The organism is Microbacterium sp., from assembly GCF_044508325.1.
Lineage (GTDB): Bacteria > Actinomycetota > Actinomycetes > Actinomycetales > Microbacteriaceae > Microbacterium.
In genome coordinates this window covers 1-15,306 of the sequence record NZ_JBIQHX010000003.1, presented here as the reverse complement: position 1 = coordinate 15,306, position 15,306 = coordinate 1, and the positions used below count along the sequence as shown (strand labels likewise).

Here is a 15,306-nt window from a genome sequence, read left to right as displayed (position 1 = left end):
TGGGGGCGGGTGAAGCCGTGGATGTCGAACTGTTCAAGCAGATCCAGCACCCTTGGGTCCGCGACCAACTGGCTCGTGTCGGCACTGGCATAGAAGCGCCAATGCGCGATGTTGATGTCCGGGTCGTTCTTTACGACTCAGGCGTCCGATCGGATCTGCGCTTCGATCTCGGCGGTCAAGGTCTTGTAACCGGCATGGAACCAGGTCCCCCTTTGCGATACTGCTGATTGGCCAGTCCACTCTGCGCCGGCGGCCCAAGTTCACCGTCCTCGCCGCTCTCGATCAACGCATCTCCACCCGATACACGATCACCGGGATGGGCGTCGCGGACACCAGAGATTGCATCCGGCACCACCTGAAGTTCGCCGGCCGGCCCAAACGCGCTGTTCTCCGACGACGTGATCGCCGCGATCCACGGGGCGGCCCGCGGCTACCCGCGGGCGATCAACAACCTCGCCGCCGCGCTGATCGCGACCTACGCCGCCGAGAAGAGCATCGTCGACCTGACCGCCGCGCAATGCGCAATCACGGGAGTAGCGAATAGCACGCCGTCACGAGCGACGACAACCACGTCACCATGACGAATAACGCCCCGCCGGAATGCCGCCGGCGCGACAGGGGGCGTTCTCACGCCCGCCAATCGTCACCGGGGGTGACGCCGCCATCGTCAAACAACGCGACGGATGACAGGGAGGAGCTCGGACTACTCTGTGTGCGGGGGTGAGCGTCGAAGGGCTACCTGGGAGCTGGTGGTTGATCCCCGGTCTGCCAGAGGATCTCCAGCTCGACATCCTTGAAGACGAGACTCTTCCCGCGCAGGTAGGTGGTGGCTGTGTAGCGGCCGTACACGACCCAGGGCTCGTGGCTGTCATCGGGGTAGAAGTGAGCTGCTCGGAGGTTCGCCGTCACGTGATTCTCCGCGCCCTGTCTGGTGGACAGGACGTTGGTGATCATGTGGTGCGTCTCTTGGAATCGACCGAGCACCGCTTCACAGATCGCCTCGAGCCGGGATTGCGGAACCGGGCTGCCGCCCGGGAGGGCCAATGACCCATCGGGACCGTAGAGCGCTGCGTACGCTTGCCAGTCTTTGGTGTCCAGCGCGTGCCCGAACTCGCTGAACAGCACCGCTGCGGCAGCCGAGTCTTGCGTGTCCGGTTGTCCGGAAGGAGCGATCATCGCCATTGTCTGTGCTCCCGTCCGCTCAGTCCGCCCAGCTGCGCTGGGCGATCCAGTCGTCGATCGAGGTGAGTGTCACTCCGAGGTCGGCGGCCGTCGCCGCGGCGTCCGGGATGACCATTCCGTCTGGTCCGATGTCTTCGAAGTGGTAGAACGACTCGGCGATGACGGTTCCGACCGCGTCGCCGAAGTTCTGCTGGAGGCCCTTCTCGAAGTCCGCGACCGCCAGCGGGTAGTAGTTGATCTGCCTGCCCGTGGCGCGCCCGAACGCGTCTGCCAGGTCGGTCCCGCTGAGCGCGTCCGGTCCGCCGACCTCGATCGCGGCGCCCGCGAGATCCGGGCGCTCCAGGCAGGCGGCCGCGACCGCACCGACGTCCTCGACCGTGCACCAGCTCGTCTTGTGGTCGGCGGGCAGCGGATAGGCCAAGGTCGACTGCTCGACGAGACCGCTCTTGACCCACGGTTCGCCCAGCACCTCGTAGTAGAGCCGCGGTCGAAGCGAGATCATCGGCTGGCCGATCTCCTCGGCCATGTCGACGATCTGGCGCTTCAGATCGAGGTGCAGGTACGGGCTGGGCTCAGACGGGACGATGCTCCCAGTGTTGAAGATCACCAGGCCGACACCTGCGGCCTGGGATGCCTCGAGCACATTGCGAGCCATCCGCACGCCGGTCTCACGATCGAAGACGAGCGGGAGGTGGAAGACGACGCGATCCGCCCCGGCGGTCGCGGCATCCAGGCTTGCTCGATCCTCCGCGTCGCCGCCCACGGCGACGATGCCCAGGTCGGCAAGCGAGCCGAGCTGCTCGGGCTCCCGAAGGAGCGCGACGATCTCGTGATCCGTCTTCGCGAGCTGTCGCGCCGCAGCGCCGCCCTGCACGCCGGTGGCGCCATAGGTCAGTACTCTCATCGTCGGGCTCCGTCACTTCTTGACGTGTCGGGTGGCCTCTTCCGGCACCACACCGATGTGGGCGCCGTAGAGACTCGTGTACACGGCGACGTGCGGATCGGGCAGGAAGGCGGCGCGGGCTTCGTCCGTCCATGCCAGGCGTGAGTGCGTGTCGAAGTTGATCTTGCACTCGCGGACCTCTTCGACCGGGTTGTCCGGGTAAGCCGGAGGCCGCTTCAGGCCGGGGTGCACCACGGCTGGCGCGAGCCGCCAGAGGTGCCCCTCTGTCTGCTTGGCCTGGTCGGAGCGGTGGTTGAACCAGAGCTCGTCGTAGTCGTTGCGGTGGGCCGGCGCACCGTAGCTGCCGCCTGGTGCGGGCGTGTTCGGGTAGGGCCGGGGTGCCTGGATCGTGAACAGGAACTCCTTGTGCTCGCCCAGCAGGACGGCGCCGCTGGGAGGCGGCAGGAACCCCTTGTTCGTCCCCATCCCCGGGACGTCCCACACGTTGAGTTTGTAGATGACCGGATCGCCCATCCAGCCGACGACGTCGCGGAGCGGGTTGAATGAGAACGAGAGCTTCTCATACTGTCCGTTGAAGCGGACGCGCACGTCCGTGGCGACCTCGATCTCCTCGGCGGTCCACTCCTGCGGTGTGGGGACCTGCATGAGCGTGTAGTCCATCGCGAACGCACTGAACCCCACACTGTCCCACAGCTCTTCGGCAGGGTGCACTGGGGCACGCGTCTCGAAGATCATGACGGCGTTGTCGTTGGTCTTGGGAACCTCGCGGAACATCATGCCCCGCGGGATGACGACGAAATCGCCCGCCTCCACCTCCAGGGGCCCCAGCTCCGTCTCGAGCGTCATCGCACCGCGGTGGTAGAAGCGGATCTGGTGGTGATCGGCGTTCTTCTCGAGGAACGGCATCGGGGCGCTGCGGCGCGAGAGCGAGACGACGATCCCGTCGCCCTCCAGCAGCGGCATCGGCGCGCCGGCGGCGTCATCACGGTCGGAGGGCACCAGGAGGTTGGTGTCCGAGCCGAGGTTCATGAGGTTGTCGTTGGACCACTCGGTGGGGTGCCCGACGTTGTGCGAGCGGTACAGCATCGCCCAGTCGCCGAAGAATCCCTCGATGGTGTAGATCTCGTCGAGATACGGGGTGATACCGGTCTGCGAGTGCGGCACCTTGCCGCGCCTGATGTTCGTTGTCATCTGAGGCTCCTTTGTCGATCGATTGAGTCGGGGGTGTAACAGGAAGATCGGTTCATCGCGAGGTGTCGATGCGGATGTCTTCCCAGGACGCGGCGATTCCCTGGCCGTGCAGCGAGCGGCTGTGCTCGCCGTCCGTGGGGTGAAGGGTGAAGATCCCGAGGCCGACGTTCACGCGAGCGGGGATCACGACGGCGGATGCCTCGAACACCAGCCTGTCGTTGATGAACCACGTCGCCGTGCGGTTCGCCGCGTCGAGCACCATGCGGAACTCGTGAGGTTCGCCCGGCCCGCGCGTCACTCGCGCCAGGGGGTCCTGCACGATCCGGGTGAACGCCGTCACATCGGGCAGCGGGAGCCTCTCGTGGATGGCGAACACCTGATCTCCTGTGACACCGCAGTCGAACACCCAGCCGGTCGACGGCTCGATCAGGATGAGCGTGGCGAAGCCGTCACGGTAGTCGCGCGGGGTCGCATTGATGTTCTCGGCACTCACCCGAGCAGACGCCGACAGCCATCCGTCGGCCGGGACCTCGAACGTCTCCGTGGACAGAAGAACATGCTTGCAGTTGTCGACGGGCTGGATCGCGTGCTCGATCTCGAACCGGTCGATGGTGACGCTGAGCTTTCCATCGGCGAGCGTCGAGCGGGCGGAGCGCTCAGCGCACACCCATGGGATCCCGTCGGGCCCGAGCCCCGGGTACTCGAGGTGCTGCCAGTGCACACCGTCGAACCCTGACTCCCTGAGCAGTTCGTCGACGGGCTTGCCGCTGTTCTCAGCCATGGAGACTCCTTCGTTTCGGGCAGGCAGCTGTCGTCCATCTTCGCTAGATCGCATTCACCGCGATGAGTCGAGCAACTGGGACTTCGTGTCTGTGTGACAGAACTAACTAGACCATGAGATCGTGGAGAATGCAATGCCTAGATGGGATTTTCTGTCTGCTATGCAGAATTCTGGGTTGCGGAGACTCGTGTGCGGTGGTCTACTTGTTCCATTCAGACCCGAAGGAGAACGTCGTGACTGACACGCCCCCGGCCCTGTGGGAGGCCGCCCGTACAGAGATGGAAGAGTACGCATTCACGGCGGATGCCACGCTCCAGCCCGCATGGGACATTCCCAAGAAGATCGCCATCAACGTCGCCGTCGCCGGCAGGTCAGGTGTGGGCGAGGTCGCCGGAGGCTACGGGATGGATCTGCAGGACTTCATCGACTCGGCGTCAGAGGTCATCGAAGCCGGCGCATGCGGAGTGCACATCGACTTCACCTGGGTCACCGACTCGAGCGGGCGACGCCTCGACCGCGACCTGCCCTCCACCGAGGCCTACGGGATGGTTCTCGAGCCGCTGCGGGAACGCTTCGGCAGCGACTTCGTGTCCAATCTCAACGTGCTCAACGGCAGCACCTTCGCTGAGTGCCTCGCCCCGGTGACCACCGGGCAGGCTGAGGTTGCTCCCTGCGCCGCCGGCCACCCCGAGTCCTTCGTCGCCCCCGCCGTCAAGACCATCCTCGATCATGGAGCAAGCCCCGAGATCGTCATCCACAGCTCCGGCGAGGTCGAGTTCGCCAAGCGCCGCCTCTTCGACACCGGGGTCGTCGATCCGAAGCTCGGTCCCACGAACTGGATCATCCTGTATGGGCTGCCCGTAGATATCGGACGCACCTTGATCTCGGGCGCCTGGGTCGACGGCACGGAGTCCATGGCCACGCACCTGTTCCTCATGGTCCGTCAGATCCGCGGGCTCGACCCGGCCGCCTCGATCACCGTCTGCGTCGCCGGGCGCGCAGGCCTGTACCTGACGACGCTGGCGACCATGATGGGCCTCAACATCCGCGTCGGGCTCGAGGACAGCTGCTGGCGATACCCGAACAGCGACGAACTCCTCGCCAGCAATCTCGAGCTGTTGACGCGCGCTCGCGACATCGCCGCGCAGCTGGGGAGAACGCCCGCCACGGCGAACGAGTACCGGAAGATGATCGGCCTCCCGGAACGCGCGCCTGCCTGACCCTACCTCTTTCCCTGCCCGCGCGACGGGCGTCATCAGCCGCGCCCCGGCGCGCACGAAGGAGTCGACGACCCATGAGAGAAGACATCAGAGAACTTGTCGCCGTGTCATCCCGGATCCTGGCGGCCAACCATCAAGGCGACCTCATCTGGGGTCACTCCTCGATGAGGGACCCAGACGGCAGGGGCGTCTGGATCAAGGAGGCCGAGTACGGCATGGAGGAGGTCACCGCCGATCGCGTGCACCTCGTCTCGCCCGACGGCAATGTCGAGAGCGGAGCCGGCACACGGCACAACGAGTACCCGATCCACACCGAGATCATGCTCGCCCGGCCCGATGTCGGCGCCGTGGTCCACACGCACGCCCCTCATGCGGTCGCGCTGGCCGCGTCCGGCCAATCGCTTCGACCGGTGAGTCATGCGGCGAACCTGTTCGTGCCGCCGGATGTGCCGCGCTTCACGAAGACCGCAGACCTGATCATGACCAGGCCCCTCGGTCGCGAGGTTGCGGCCGCCCTCGGCGACAGGAACGCGCTGTTCCTCGTCAACCATGGCATCGTCACGGTCGGTCCGGACATCAAGTCGGCGACGGTCACCGCCCTCCTGCTGGAACGGGCCTGCGAGCAGCAGATGCGGACGAACGCGTTCGGAGGCTGGCCGACCTGGTCGGACGCGGACGAGTCAGCGGCGAAACGGGATCACATCTACAACGCCCGGGCGATCTCAGCGGTCTGGGACTACCTCGTGCGAACCGTCGAGAGTCGTTGACACCGAGCGGTTGTCGCGTCACTGCGCGCCGGCGTGCAACGCGGTCACGAGCTCCGCCGCCGCGTCGATCAGCAGAGCTGCGAATCGGTCGCGCTCGGCCTTCCGGATCCGGCTTCGCGGGGCTGCGATGCTCAGGCCCCCGATCAATGTGCCACCATCGCGCACGGCGACGGCGATCGAGCCGACCCCTGGTTCACCTTCCTCGAGGTTCTCCGCGTAGCCCTGCTCGCGCACTCGATCCAGGACGTCGAACAGGTCGGCACGTTTCGTGATCGTCCGCTCGGTCACAGCGATGAGGTCGTCGTCCGGGTACAGGTGCTCGACCCGCTCCTGCGGAAGGGCGGCCAGCATCGCCTTGCCCAGGCTGGTCGCGTGCGCCGGGATCTGACGACCGATGCGAACGCTGACCCGGAGTGCGGCCTCACTCTCGATCGCGTCCATGAAGAGGACCTCGGTGCCCATCAGCACCCCCAGGTGGACCGTCTCTCCCGACTCATCCGCCAGCTGCTGCAGGATCGGCTGCGCCACCGCGCGCAGGTTCAGGTTCTGCACCGCCGCAAGGCCCACTTCCAGCAGCGCGGGGCCCGCGAGATACATCCTGCTCACCGCATCCTGGTCGACGAAGCCGTGATACTGAAGCATCGCCATCAGGCGGTGCGCCGTCGACTGCCCGACCCCGAGAGCATCTCTGGCATCGGCCAGCCGCAGCTCACCATGGTCCTTGAACAGCTTGAGCAGCCGCAGCGCACGATCGACGGACTCGATCGGATACTGGGGAACCGGCCGCTCGGGATCAGTAAAGATCTGCACAGCAGAACTCTAGACAGCAAATTGATCGAATACAAGAATCCGACGTGTGGTTGCCGTAGTCGAATGCGAACTCGTCGAGGTGAGGAGCGGCATCGCCCGCCTGCGGGAGCATTCGCACAAGCGCGAATCGTGTGGACGGGTCATTGAATCTGGATCCACCGATGAGCACGGGTGTGGGTGAGATCGGCATGATCCGCGATCGTTGACGTTCGGGGGCACAGGCGCTGCTCCGGGCATCATGCCTCGATGAATCACGTAGCCCGAGAGATCGTCAATAATGGCTGCTGTGCCTAGACGGTGAGCGGTGTCGAGCCTGGAGCACTACAGCGGAGGTGCCTACCCGATCACGCTGGCGTGTCCGAATGCGGAGAGCGGGGTGAGAGTACGATGTCTCTCGCCCCGCTCTCGTGTTGTGATGGGTCAGCGGGCGATCCCGACGCCGGTGGCTGCCGGCGTTGCTGTCGGCCCCGTGGCGTATGCCTCGGGGCCGTTAGCTTTTGGGGTGCGCTGCACGTTGACGTCGGCGAACTTCAGCGATGCCCCGATGTTGTCGGCGATGATGTCGCGGGTCTCGCGGCTGTTGCCGGTGTCCTTGTCGGTGTAGGTGCCGAAGCGGAGGTCGCCGGCGACGACCACGCTGTCGCCCTTGCGGAGCGAGTTGGCGACGTGGCGGGCCTGCTGGTTGAACACGACGACGCGGTGGAACACGGTGCCGGCGTCTTCCCAGCGGTTGGTCGTCTCGTTGAGGCGGCGGTCGTTGACCGCGACCGTGAAGCGGGCGTACTCGTTGCCCGATTCTCCGGTGGCATGCTCGGGGTCACCGGTGAGGTTGCCCTCGATGGTGACCGGGATTCTGGTGCTCATCCTTCTTCCTTTCTCTGGGAGATGCCGAGGCGGCATCTCAGTGGGCGTGGGCCTGGCTGGTCCACGCGTCCCATTCCTGTTCGTCGACTGTGCCGGCCCACGAGCGGGGTTTGAGGGTGGTGTGCCCGCGCGAGCAGCCTCCGTAGTAGGCGTGCCCGAGCCGGGGGAGTGCGAGGCTGAGTCGTTCGTGCCACCCGATGGGTCCGTATCCGGAGTCGGACGCGTCGAAGGAGGCGACGTGGGCGATGTGGAGGGCGGAGAGCTCTTCGACGAGGTGCCCGTGCAGGTACCAGCAGTCCGGGACGACGGACTCGGAGATTCGGTACCGCACGGTGAACCATTCCACCCACGACCGGAGGGCGTTCCACGCAGCGCGGGCTTTCGCGTCGTCCAGGGTTCGCCAGTTGACGACCTCGGTCCCGATCAGGCCGGAGCTGCCGTGCCGGTCTCCGGGGTCGAAGCCGCTCATCTGTGCAGCGATGAGTTCGTCGGGGTCGGGGGGTTCTTCATAGTCGGTCATGGTGTCGCCTCCTCCGGTGTTCGCAGTGTGCGCTGGAGCTTGGTGAGAGCGTGCCGGGTCGCATCGCGCCGGGTGCGGTGGTGTGAGAGCACTTCGTCGCGGTCGATGAGCCGGTGCAGCAGGTCGTGACAATAGGGATGCATCGGCACCAAGTCGTCGTGAGCTTCCAGTGCCCGCCACTGGCCCTCCTCCATCACGACACCCGAGTAGTCGAGGTGGTGAAGTTCCAGCTGACGCTTGCTCGCGGCTCGCCCACACGCTGCGCACCGGTACTCGCCGCCACCGATGGCTGCTTGCTCTGTGAACCACCGGTCGCGTCGGGCGAACCAGACGGTGGAGCGGAGGAACTCCGACCGGTACATGTTCACCAGGCTCGGCCTGCGACGGTTACTCACTCTTCGATCACCGCCTCCGTCGTCGATCCCGTGGCGGCGGGCGTGCCGCGACGGGCGTCGCTGAACACGCCCTGCTGCTCCTGCTCTGTCTCGCGCTTCCCGGACTTGATCGAGGAGGCGTCACGACGCTCGTCCCACCCGGCGAGGTCGAGGAGCACGCTGCGCCGGTTGCGGTACGCGAGCAGTCCGGTCGTCTCCGGGAGTCGGCGGATCTCGTCCACCGACATCAGCGGCCGCCGCTCATGCTGCTCGCTGGTGGAATGGCCCGCTTCGCGGGTGGACCAGGAGCGTTGGGCGCGGCGGGTCTCGCGGGTGCCCAGCAGCGACTCGATATCGCGGAGATGGTTGACGTGGCTGGCACCGCCCAGCAGCACCTTCGCAGTCGCGGCCGCCCAGATCGTGTCTGCTTCGGCACGGGACCAGGAGGTCTCGGCTTGGGAGAGGGCTTGCAGGACGATGAAGGTGCAGATGCCGCGGCCGCCGCCGTCGGCCATGATCCGGGGCAGGTTGCCCCACCGGAACATGTTCGCGATCTCGTCGAGGACGAGCCCGAGCGGGTGCGGAAGCCGGGAGCCGGGGGAGGTGAGCGCGGTGGTGCGGGCGACCTCGACGATGTCGTCGAGGAGGGCGCCGAGCCATCCGCCCATGGCGGATGCGCCGGACGAGGACCCGATCAGGTACAGGGTGTTCGCGGCATCCAGGAACTCCCTCGGATCGAACACAGGGTCGCCGGGGCGTGGGGTGAGGGCGTCGCGGATCTGCGGGACCGCGAGCGGTGCGACCGCCCCTTGCACGCCGAACCAGATGGAGGAGACGAGCTTCTCGTCGCCGCTGATTGTGGCGTCGAGGTTGTCGCCCCACCCGGGGGTGCCGTCGGATTTGAGGATCTCGACGGCGTCGCGGGTTTGGGCGGGGCTGGTGCCCCAGTCGTAGAGTTCCGCGATCGACTTGCCCCCGACGGCGGCGGCGTGCAGGAGCCGGCCGAGGACGACTCCGGCGGCTTGCGCCCATTCGCCGTTGGTGGTGGATGCGCCCAGGGCGGTGCCGGTGATGATGGCGGTGCCGCGCTGCATCGCGACCAGCGGGTCCTCGCAGCCGGTGATGGGGGAGGCGCGGAGGGGGTGCCGGATGCCGGACAGTCCTTGCGGGTCGAAGACGTGCACGTCGCCGCGGGCCTTTCGCATCCGCATGGTGGCGGTCAGGTTGTCGTTGGTCGTGGAGGTGGTGATCAGCGGTCCGGACCAGTCCACGATCGCGGAGATCAGTACCCGGTACCCCTTGCCCGAACGTGGCGGGCCTTCCAGGGCGACGGAGTCCTCGATCGACACGTACACGTCCTGCCCACGGGACCTCCCGACCCGCCAGCCGACATCGGTGGCGGTCGGTTTGGCGAGGTCGGGCCGCAGCTGTGTGGCGCGGCGGAGGACCGCTTTGGCGGATAGGTGGTCGCGGATCTCGGACGCCGTGGCGAACCCGGGGCGGGTGCGCAGGTCGGTCACGAACGACCGGTCCGACTCCCGGTACCGGCGCACCGCAACGAACACCCACACGGTCAGCCCCGCCACGAGGAGAACGGCGGCGGCATCGGCGACCCGGATCCCGACGACCGGGATGATGCACCCGGCAGGTGGGGTGTATTCGGTGGTGTTGCCGGTGAGCGCGAGCCAGAGCCCGGCGAACAGGTGCGCGGCCGCCGGGCGGGAACCGCACACGAACGTGGTGACGGCGTCGGCGATGAATCCGAACGCGACCGCCAGCACGACCGCCCCCGCGATAATCACGGCGATCGTGTTGCCGAGCAGACCCTGATTCATGATGCCCCCGGTGTCACAGGGTCTCGGTGGCGGATGCGGCGACACTCAGCCAGGCGTCGCGGGTGCGGGCCCGGAGGTGGTCGAACCGCAACGGGCCGGCTTTGAGGGCGGGGTCGAACGGGATGATGTGCACGGCCCGCGAGTGCTCGGCGAACCCGTCGGCGATGCGCCGCGCGGCCACGGCGGAGGGTTCGGGTTGGGTGACGACGACGACGGCGTGGGCGGCGAGGGCGGCGCCGCGTTCGTCCCGGCCGCGGAGCGCGTCCAGCAGCAGGGCGGCCGACTCGGCGGATTCGGGGGTGGCCAGGGTGGGGATGACGAGCTGGTAGGAGTAGTCGATCATCCGCAGCCACCGGTCGGCGGACTCGTCGTTGCCGGAGTCGAAGACCACGAGCCGGTAGAACCGTGCGGCGACCTGCATCAACTGGTCGAAGTCGGTGGCGGTGATCCGCTGGTCGGTGGCGAGCAGTTCCGGGTTGGAGCGCAGCACGTCGTACCGGTCGGCCTGCTGGTGATGCACGAACCCGGCGATGTCCGCGACCCCCGCGGTGGGGGCGAGCAGGGTGGGGGCTGCGGGGAGCAGGTCGCGCAGGGTGGTGTCGTACTGGCCTGGTTCGGTGCGCCAGCCGAGGGTGCCGCGGGTGTCGTTGTTGTCCCAGGCGAGCACGTTCCCCCCGCCCTCACGGGCGTATACGGCGGCGAGCATCGCACAGGTCATCGTCTTCCCGACCCCGCCCTTCCCGTTGACGACCGCGATGGTCCGGCATCCCGCCCACTGCCTCGCCACTGTGGCTGTCCATTCGGCGCGGCGCCGGTGGGCGGCGGAGGGGCGGATGCGGATGCCGATGCTGGACAGGGCGCCCCGCCACCCGCGGGCGCGGGTGTGCACGGTGGGTGCGGGGGTGAGGAAGGACGGGCGGGCGGGCGACTCCACAGCCGGCTCCGGCGTGTGCGCGGGGGAGTCCGACTGTGGAGCCTGTTCGCTCACCTCCTTCCCGTGCGTGCCGTGTCGTGGTGTGTGCCGGCCGGTGTCGCTGGCGGGCGGCTGGGCGTGTGTGTCGGCGGGTGCGAATGCACCGTCGGGGTGGACAAGAAGATGGTGTTCCCCACGGTCACCGGCGGTGACCAGTTCCACCGGTGCCCCGTACTCGCGGGCATGGCGGGCAGCGTGGAACACGATCAGCTGGCGGATGTCGTCCCCTGCGGCCACGTCGAGGCGCACCGACTGCCCGGCCGGGGTGACGAAGGTCGCGGCATGCCCGGTGACGGTCGCGTATGCGCGGGGGTGGCTGATGACGGTGCTCATGATCGGTGCTCCTCGGTACGGTCGCGGATATCGGGGATGTGGGGGATGTCGGGGTGCAGCCAGCCGTCGATGCTGGCATCCAGTTCGGGACGGGCCGGGTCGGGCCAGTAGTCGTCGAGCATGCCCGGGTCAGTGAACTCGAACGCGAGGTCGTCGGGGTCGGTACCGAGGGTGAGGGCGTCGTCGGTGGTGAACAGGTCGTACTCCCACGGTGTGCTGGTGGCGAAACAGTCCACCAGGTACGAGTACTGCCCGACGTAGGCGAGGAACTCCCCTTTCCGCAGCCGGCGCGCCATCTCCACATGCGTGGCGGGCAGATTCAGCCGGGTGCGCAGCGCGGCCTGTTCCTGGTGGTTGACCCGGAAGATGAACTTGTTCTCAATGTCCCCGACGATCGAGTACGCGAGGGAGCGTTCCAGGGAGCCCTGGTCGCCGACGGCGTCGAGGTCGCCCATCTTGTGCAGGATGACGATGTTGCTGATCCCGTAGTGGCGGGACAGTTTCAGCCACTGCTGGAACATCTGCAGCGACGCCAGGGAGGTCATGTCCCGCCATCCTTCTTCGCGGACCACGTACCGGGTGCGGTGCGCGGAACGGTCGCTGATGACGGCTTGGATCCACGCGGTCGTGCACACCTGGGTGAGCTGGGCGGCAAGATCCCCGCGCGCGAACAGCTCACTGGTGTCGGTGACCACGATCGGGGCGTCCTGATCGAAGGACACCGTGGACTCGTCCTCGAACAGCCCGGACAGGTCGCCCTCCACGAACCGGCGCAGCACGAACAACGGCTGGATCGCACCGTCCGCGGCACCGTACGCGGCATCCTTCTCCCCGGCGACCTTTCCCAGTTCGGTGTACACGCCGCGCAGCGTCAGCTGGTCGCCCGTGCGGGTGATGCACCGGTCCAGCGCGTCGAGGATCGCCGCATGCTCGACCGCGGTCAGCTTCGCGCCGAGAGTCATCTCGATCAGAGACACGAGGGTGCCGATCCTGCGCTGCTTGACCATCTGCTCGTGCTGATCGTCGCTCGCGCCGGTACGCCGCGGCCCGCGGTCGAGGGGGTTCAGGCGGGCGCCGGTGCCCCCGCCGAGACGGATCACCCGCCCACCCGGGATCGCGTCGGCGACGGTCACCCATTCGCCCTTGGGGTCGGAGGGGACCACGACCTGGTGTCCGAACGCGATCGACCGGGTGACGAGGGTCTTCACCGTGGCGGATTTCCCGCCCCGGTACGCGCCGAGCACGAGGATGTTCGTGGAGAACGTGCCTCGCTCGGTGGTGTCCCCATAGGCCTCCCAGGGGGAGAAGTGCCACAGGGCGTCGGCGTTCAGATCCACCCCGAGGATGGGGCCGCGGTGGCCGAGGCCGGAGTCGGCGACGAACGGGTAGATCCCGGCGATGTGCTGAGAGGTCGCCTCGTGCGGCGGGATCCACGCTCTCGCAAGATTCCAGTACCCGCCCTGCGTGATCCCGGGGCCGAACGGGCCCGGCACCGCCGGGTCGGGCAGCCCACGCTCCGCCCGGCTCGTGCGCGCAGGCTTCTCATCCCTATGGGCACGGTCGATCTCGCGGTGCAACTCCCGCTTCTGACGCCGGGTGAGGCCTGTGGGGGTGAAGGTGGCGGCGTGGCGGGTCATCACTTCATCCCCAGCCCGACCGGCAGCGCGTTGACCATGAGCGCTTCCGCCTGCTGGCAGTACAGGATCTGCGCCTCCATGCCCGCCCGGGACAGGGCGTTGCGCATCCCCGCGACAGCCTGATCGAGCTGCTCCTCGTCGGGGGCGGTCACGGTCAGGTAGGCGCCGTACTGGAACTCCCCGTGCCCTTCGGTGATCTCCTGCTCCTGCTGTTCCAGGGCCCGCCAGTCCGCAGCATCCGCCGCCGACCCGTCCGCGCCCCGTTTCGCGCGCAGCTTCTCGTTGCCGCGCCAGATCTTCTTCTCGTCCCGGATCCGTTTCAGCGCTTTCGACACCGGTACCGGGGTCAGCACGATCGACAGGATGTGGGTGATGGCTTCACCGGTGTGCGGGTGCCGGGCGAACACGACCGGGGCGAGGAACCCGACCGGGGAATCCGACCGCGGCCACTCGTGCACCCACAGGGTCGTGTGCACACCGGAGTCGGTGACCACGATCCCGTTACGGTGCTTCGGTTCGTCCAGGAACATCGGCCCGATCCCGGCCGGGTCGACGCCGGCGACCTCGTCGGGACGGTTCTGCACGGTCGCGGCGAACTCCGGGTCGAACGCCAACCTGCCCAGCGCGGTCACGTCCCGGGGGGACAGCCACCGGTGCACCGTGATCTTCGCGGAGGTGAGGGCGTCGGCGAGGTTGCCGCCCTCGATCTGCGCCAGGGCGATGATCGCATCCTTACCGCCGCCGAGGGCCTTCAACTGCGCACCCAGGGCGACGAGGTCCAGGGTCAGGATCAGGTAGTTGCGGTGCGCGACCTCGAACCGCTCTGACCGGTCCATCACCTCCTCATAGTTGTGCGCGACCGGGGAATCGGGGTCGAGGATGTGAACCCGGCGGACGGTGTCGTAATGTTCGCGGGCGGCGCGGATCGTGGTCGGCAGGGTGCGCTCCTGCAAGGTCACCCGCTTGATCCCGGGGCGTTGCGTGAACGGGCCCAGGACACGGTCGAACTGCTCGGCCAGGTCGAACCGCTCCGCGAGGTCCTGCATCAGGAACCCCTGCACCTCCAGCTCGGCGATCACCGACACCGACCGGTCGTGCGGGTTGTACACGGCGGCGACACCGTTCTCCTCCCACAACTGGATCGACGCCCGCACACCGGGCAGGTTCAACGTGCCCACCAGCCGTGGCCGCTCCGGCCGGAACGTGTGCGTCGTCGCCCCCACCGCCTGCCGGGCCTGCTTCATCAACCACAGCCCCGCCATCCGCGGAGTCGAGACACCATGGATGCTGGTGAGCGCCGTCACCCCGAACCCCAAGTAGAGCGGCGCCCCGTAGAGGAGCCCGAGCGGACCGAACCGGTTCACGCACACCAGCACGATCAACGCGGCGACCGCGAGGAAAGCGAGCTGCCACGGGTCCATCCCCATCACGACCCCTTGCCGGGACCGGCGCGGCAACCGGACCGGGCGCGCGTACTCAGGTGTGGCGGTCATGACGGACTCCCATCAGGCTTCGGTGACATCGGCTGCGGTACGCGGGACGACGGTGGGCGAGACGACTCGGAACGCTGACGGGTGGCGGACTCCCGAACCCCCGACGTGCGCGTGCTGTTCGGCTTGGCAGCACCCCCGGCGCCGCCAGCGGACGCGGGCCGACCCGACGCGGACTTCGGGCCGGGCCCGGTGGATGCGGCGTGGTTCCCGGGCGGGCGTACCCCCGAGGGCAGTCCGCCCATGCGGGTCGGGATCCGGGACGCGGTACGCGCCGCTGTCGACGCCATCCGGGGGCCGTGCGACCCGAGCCGTGAGCCGATGCTGTCGGCGGCGACCGCGCCGGCGAAGCTGAACAGCCCGAAGATCGGGGCTTGTCAAGTTCTCTGTGTAAGCGGCTCGGTCGGGGTTGTTCAGAGGTAGGG

At 67.6% G+C, this 15,306-nt stretch carries 15 protein-coding genes; 3 read left to right on the top strand and 12 right to left on the bottom strand.

The features are described from left to right. Window positions 1-398: 398 nt before the first annotated feature. Entirely contained in the window at window positions 399-581 is a 183-nt protein-coding gene (locus tag ACIWQI_RS03020; protein WP_396655616.1) for a hypothetical protein, read from the top strand. Window positions 582-735: 154 nt separating this feature from the next. Here ACIWQI_RS03020 and ACIWQI_RS03015 read toward each other — a convergent pair whose 3' ends face one another. Genes ACIWQI_RS03015 through ACIWQI_RS03000 form a run of 4 tightly spaced genes read right to left on the bottom strand, consistent with a single transcriptional unit; the run spans window position 736 to window position 4,058 of the window. Then, window positions 736-1,176, bottom strand: coding sequence for a nuclear transport factor 2 family protein (locus tag ACIWQI_RS03015; RefSeq protein WP_396655615.1), 441 nt, complete (start codon window positions 1,174-1,176; stop codon window positions 736-738). 25 nt (window positions 1,177-1,201) lie between these two features. Then, entirely contained in the window at window positions 1,202-2,086 is an 885-nt protein-coding gene (locus ACIWQI_RS03010; protein WP_396655614.1) for an SDR family oxidoreductase, read from the bottom strand. Between the two features lie 12 nt (window positions 2,087-2,098). After that, window positions 2,099-3,277: a homogentisate 1,2-dioxygenase gene (locus ACIWQI_RS03005; protein ID WP_396655613.1), complete on the bottom strand. Its 1,179-nt coding sequence runs from the start codon at window positions 3,275-3,277 to the stop codon at window positions 2,099-2,101. Window positions 3,278-3,329: 52 nt separating this feature from the next. Further along, window positions 3,330-4,058 (bottom strand): DUF6081 family protein, encoded by a 729-nt coding sequence (locus ACIWQI_RS03000; RefSeq protein WP_396655612.1) that lies wholly within the window; start codon window positions 4,056-4,058, stop codon window positions 3,330-3,332. A gap of 233 nt (window positions 4,059-4,291) precedes the next feature. Between ACIWQI_RS03000 and ACIWQI_RS02995 the strand changes: the two genes are divergently transcribed. Both ACIWQI_RS02995 and ACIWQI_RS02990 read left to right on the top strand, forming a co-directional pair. Next, window positions 4,292-5,278 (top strand): 3-keto-5-aminohexanoate cleavage protein, encoded by a 987-nt coding sequence (locus ACIWQI_RS02995; protein ID WP_396655611.1) that lies wholly within the window; start codon window positions 4,292-4,294, stop codon window positions 5,276-5,278. A 74-nt stretch (window positions 5,279-5,352) separates the two neighbouring features. Further along, window positions 5,353-6,045, top strand: coding sequence for a class II aldolase/adducin family protein (locus tag ACIWQI_RS02990; RefSeq protein ID WP_396655610.1), 693 nt, complete (start codon window positions 5,353-5,355; stop codon window positions 6,043-6,045). Window positions 6,046-6,063: 18 nt separating this feature from the next. Here the strand turns inward: ACIWQI_RS02990 and ACIWQI_RS02985 are convergent, their stop codons facing one another. The 8 genes from ACIWQI_RS02985 to ACIWQI_RS02950 all read right to left on the bottom strand — a co-directional run bounded on the left by ACIWQI_RS02985 (window position 6,064) and on the right by ACIWQI_RS02950 (window position 14,884). Continuing rightward, window positions 6,064-6,855, bottom strand: coding sequence for an IclR family transcriptional regulator (locus ACIWQI_RS02985; RefSeq protein WP_396655609.1), 792 nt, complete (start codon window positions 6,853-6,855; stop codon window positions 6,064-6,066). 420 nt (window positions 6,856-7,275) lie between these two features. After that, window positions 7,276-7,719 carry a single-stranded DNA-binding protein gene (locus ACIWQI_RS02980; protein ID WP_396655608.1) on the bottom strand — a complete coding sequence of 148 codons (444 nt, stop codon included), beginning with the start codon at window positions 7,717-7,719 and terminating at the stop codon, window positions 7,276-7,278. A 37-nt stretch (window positions 7,720-7,756) separates the two neighbouring features. After that, window positions 7,757-8,239: a hypothetical protein gene (locus ACIWQI_RS02975; RefSeq protein WP_396655607.1), complete on the bottom strand. Its 483-nt coding sequence runs from the start codon at window positions 8,237-8,239 to the stop codon at window positions 7,757-7,759. Beyond that, the gene (locus ACIWQI_RS02970; protein ID WP_396655606.1) at window positions 8,236-8,634 is read right to left on the bottom strand and encodes a hypothetical protein; all 399 of its coding nucleotides are present in this window, start codon (window positions 8,632-8,634) and stop codon (window positions 8,236-8,238) included. Before ACIWQI_RS02970 ends, ACIWQI_RS02975 begins: the two co-directional genes overlap by 4 nt. Continuing rightward, on the bottom strand, window positions 8,631-10,448 hold the full coding sequence (locus ACIWQI_RS02965) for a type IV secretory system conjugative DNA transfer family protein (protein WP_396655605.1): 1,818 nt from the start codon (window positions 10,446-10,448) through the stop codon (window positions 8,631-8,633). Before ACIWQI_RS02965 ends, ACIWQI_RS02970 begins: the two co-directional genes overlap by 4 nt. Window positions 10,449-10,461: 13 nt before the next feature. Beyond that, complete coding sequence (locus tag ACIWQI_RS02960; protein WP_396655604.1) at window positions 10,462-11,754, bottom strand: ParA family protein; 1,293 nt, start codon at window positions 11,752-11,754, stop codon at window positions 10,462-10,464. Continuing rightward, window positions 11,751-13,391 (bottom strand): hypothetical protein, encoded by a 1,641-nt coding sequence (locus tag ACIWQI_RS02955; protein WP_396655603.1) that lies wholly within the window; start codon window positions 13,389-13,391, stop codon window positions 11,751-11,753. Before ACIWQI_RS02955 ends, ACIWQI_RS02960 begins: the two co-directional genes overlap by 4 nt. Then, window positions 13,391-14,884 carry an SCO6880 family protein gene (locus ACIWQI_RS02950; RefSeq protein ID WP_396655601.1) on the bottom strand — a complete coding sequence of 498 codons (1,494 nt, stop codon included), beginning with the start codon at window positions 14,882-14,884 and terminating at the stop codon, window positions 13,391-13,393. Before ACIWQI_RS02950 ends, ACIWQI_RS02955 begins: the two co-directional genes overlap by 1 nt. Between the last annotated feature and the right edge of the window lie 422 nt (window positions 14,885-15,306).

Excerpts from the sequence above, each read along its gene's own strand:
- ACIWQI_RS03015 (WP_396655615.1), bottom strand. The coding sequence starts at position 1,176 with ATGATCGCTCCTTCCGGACAACCGGACACGCAAGACTCGGCTGCCGCA.
- ACIWQI_RS03010 (WP_396655614.1), bottom strand. The coding sequence starts at position 2,086 with ATGAGAGTACTGACCTATGGCGCCACCGGCGTGCAGGGCGGCGCTGCG.
- ACIWQI_RS03005 (WP_396655613.1), bottom strand. The coding sequence starts at position 3,277 with ATGACAACGAACATCAGGCGCGGCAAGGTGCCGCACTCGCAGACCGGT.
- ACIWQI_RS03000 (WP_396655612.1), bottom strand. The coding sequence starts at position 4,058 with ATGGCTGAGAACAGCGGCAAGCCCGTCGACGAACTGCTCAGGGAGTCA.
- ACIWQI_RS02990 (WP_396655610.1), top strand. The coding sequence starts at position 5,353 with ATGAGAGAAGACATCAGAGAACTTGTCGCCGTGTCATCCCGGATCCTG.
- ACIWQI_RS02980 (WP_396655608.1), bottom strand. The coding sequence starts at position 7,719 with ATGAGCACCAGAATCCCGGTCACCATCGAGGGCAACCTCACCGGTGAC.
- ACIWQI_RS02975 (WP_396655607.1), bottom strand. The coding sequence starts at position 8,239 with ATGACCGACTATGAAGAACCCCCCGACCCCGACGAACTCATCGCTGCA.
- ACIWQI_RS02965 (WP_396655605.1), bottom strand. The coding sequence starts at position 10,448 with ATGAATCAGGGTCTGCTCGGCAACACGATCGCCGTGATTATCGCGGGG.
- ACIWQI_RS02960 (WP_396655604.1), bottom strand. The coding sequence starts at position 11,754 with ATGAGCACCGTCATCAGCCACCCCCGCGCATACGCGACCGTCACCGGG.
- ACIWQI_RS02955 (WP_396655603.1), bottom strand. The coding sequence starts at position 13,391 with ATGACCCGCCACGCCGCCACCTTCACCCCCACAGGCCTCACCCGGCGT.
- ACIWQI_RS02950 (WP_396655601.1), bottom strand. The coding sequence starts at position 14,884 with ATGACCGCCACACCTGAGTACGCGCGCCCGGTCCGGTTGCCGCGCCGG.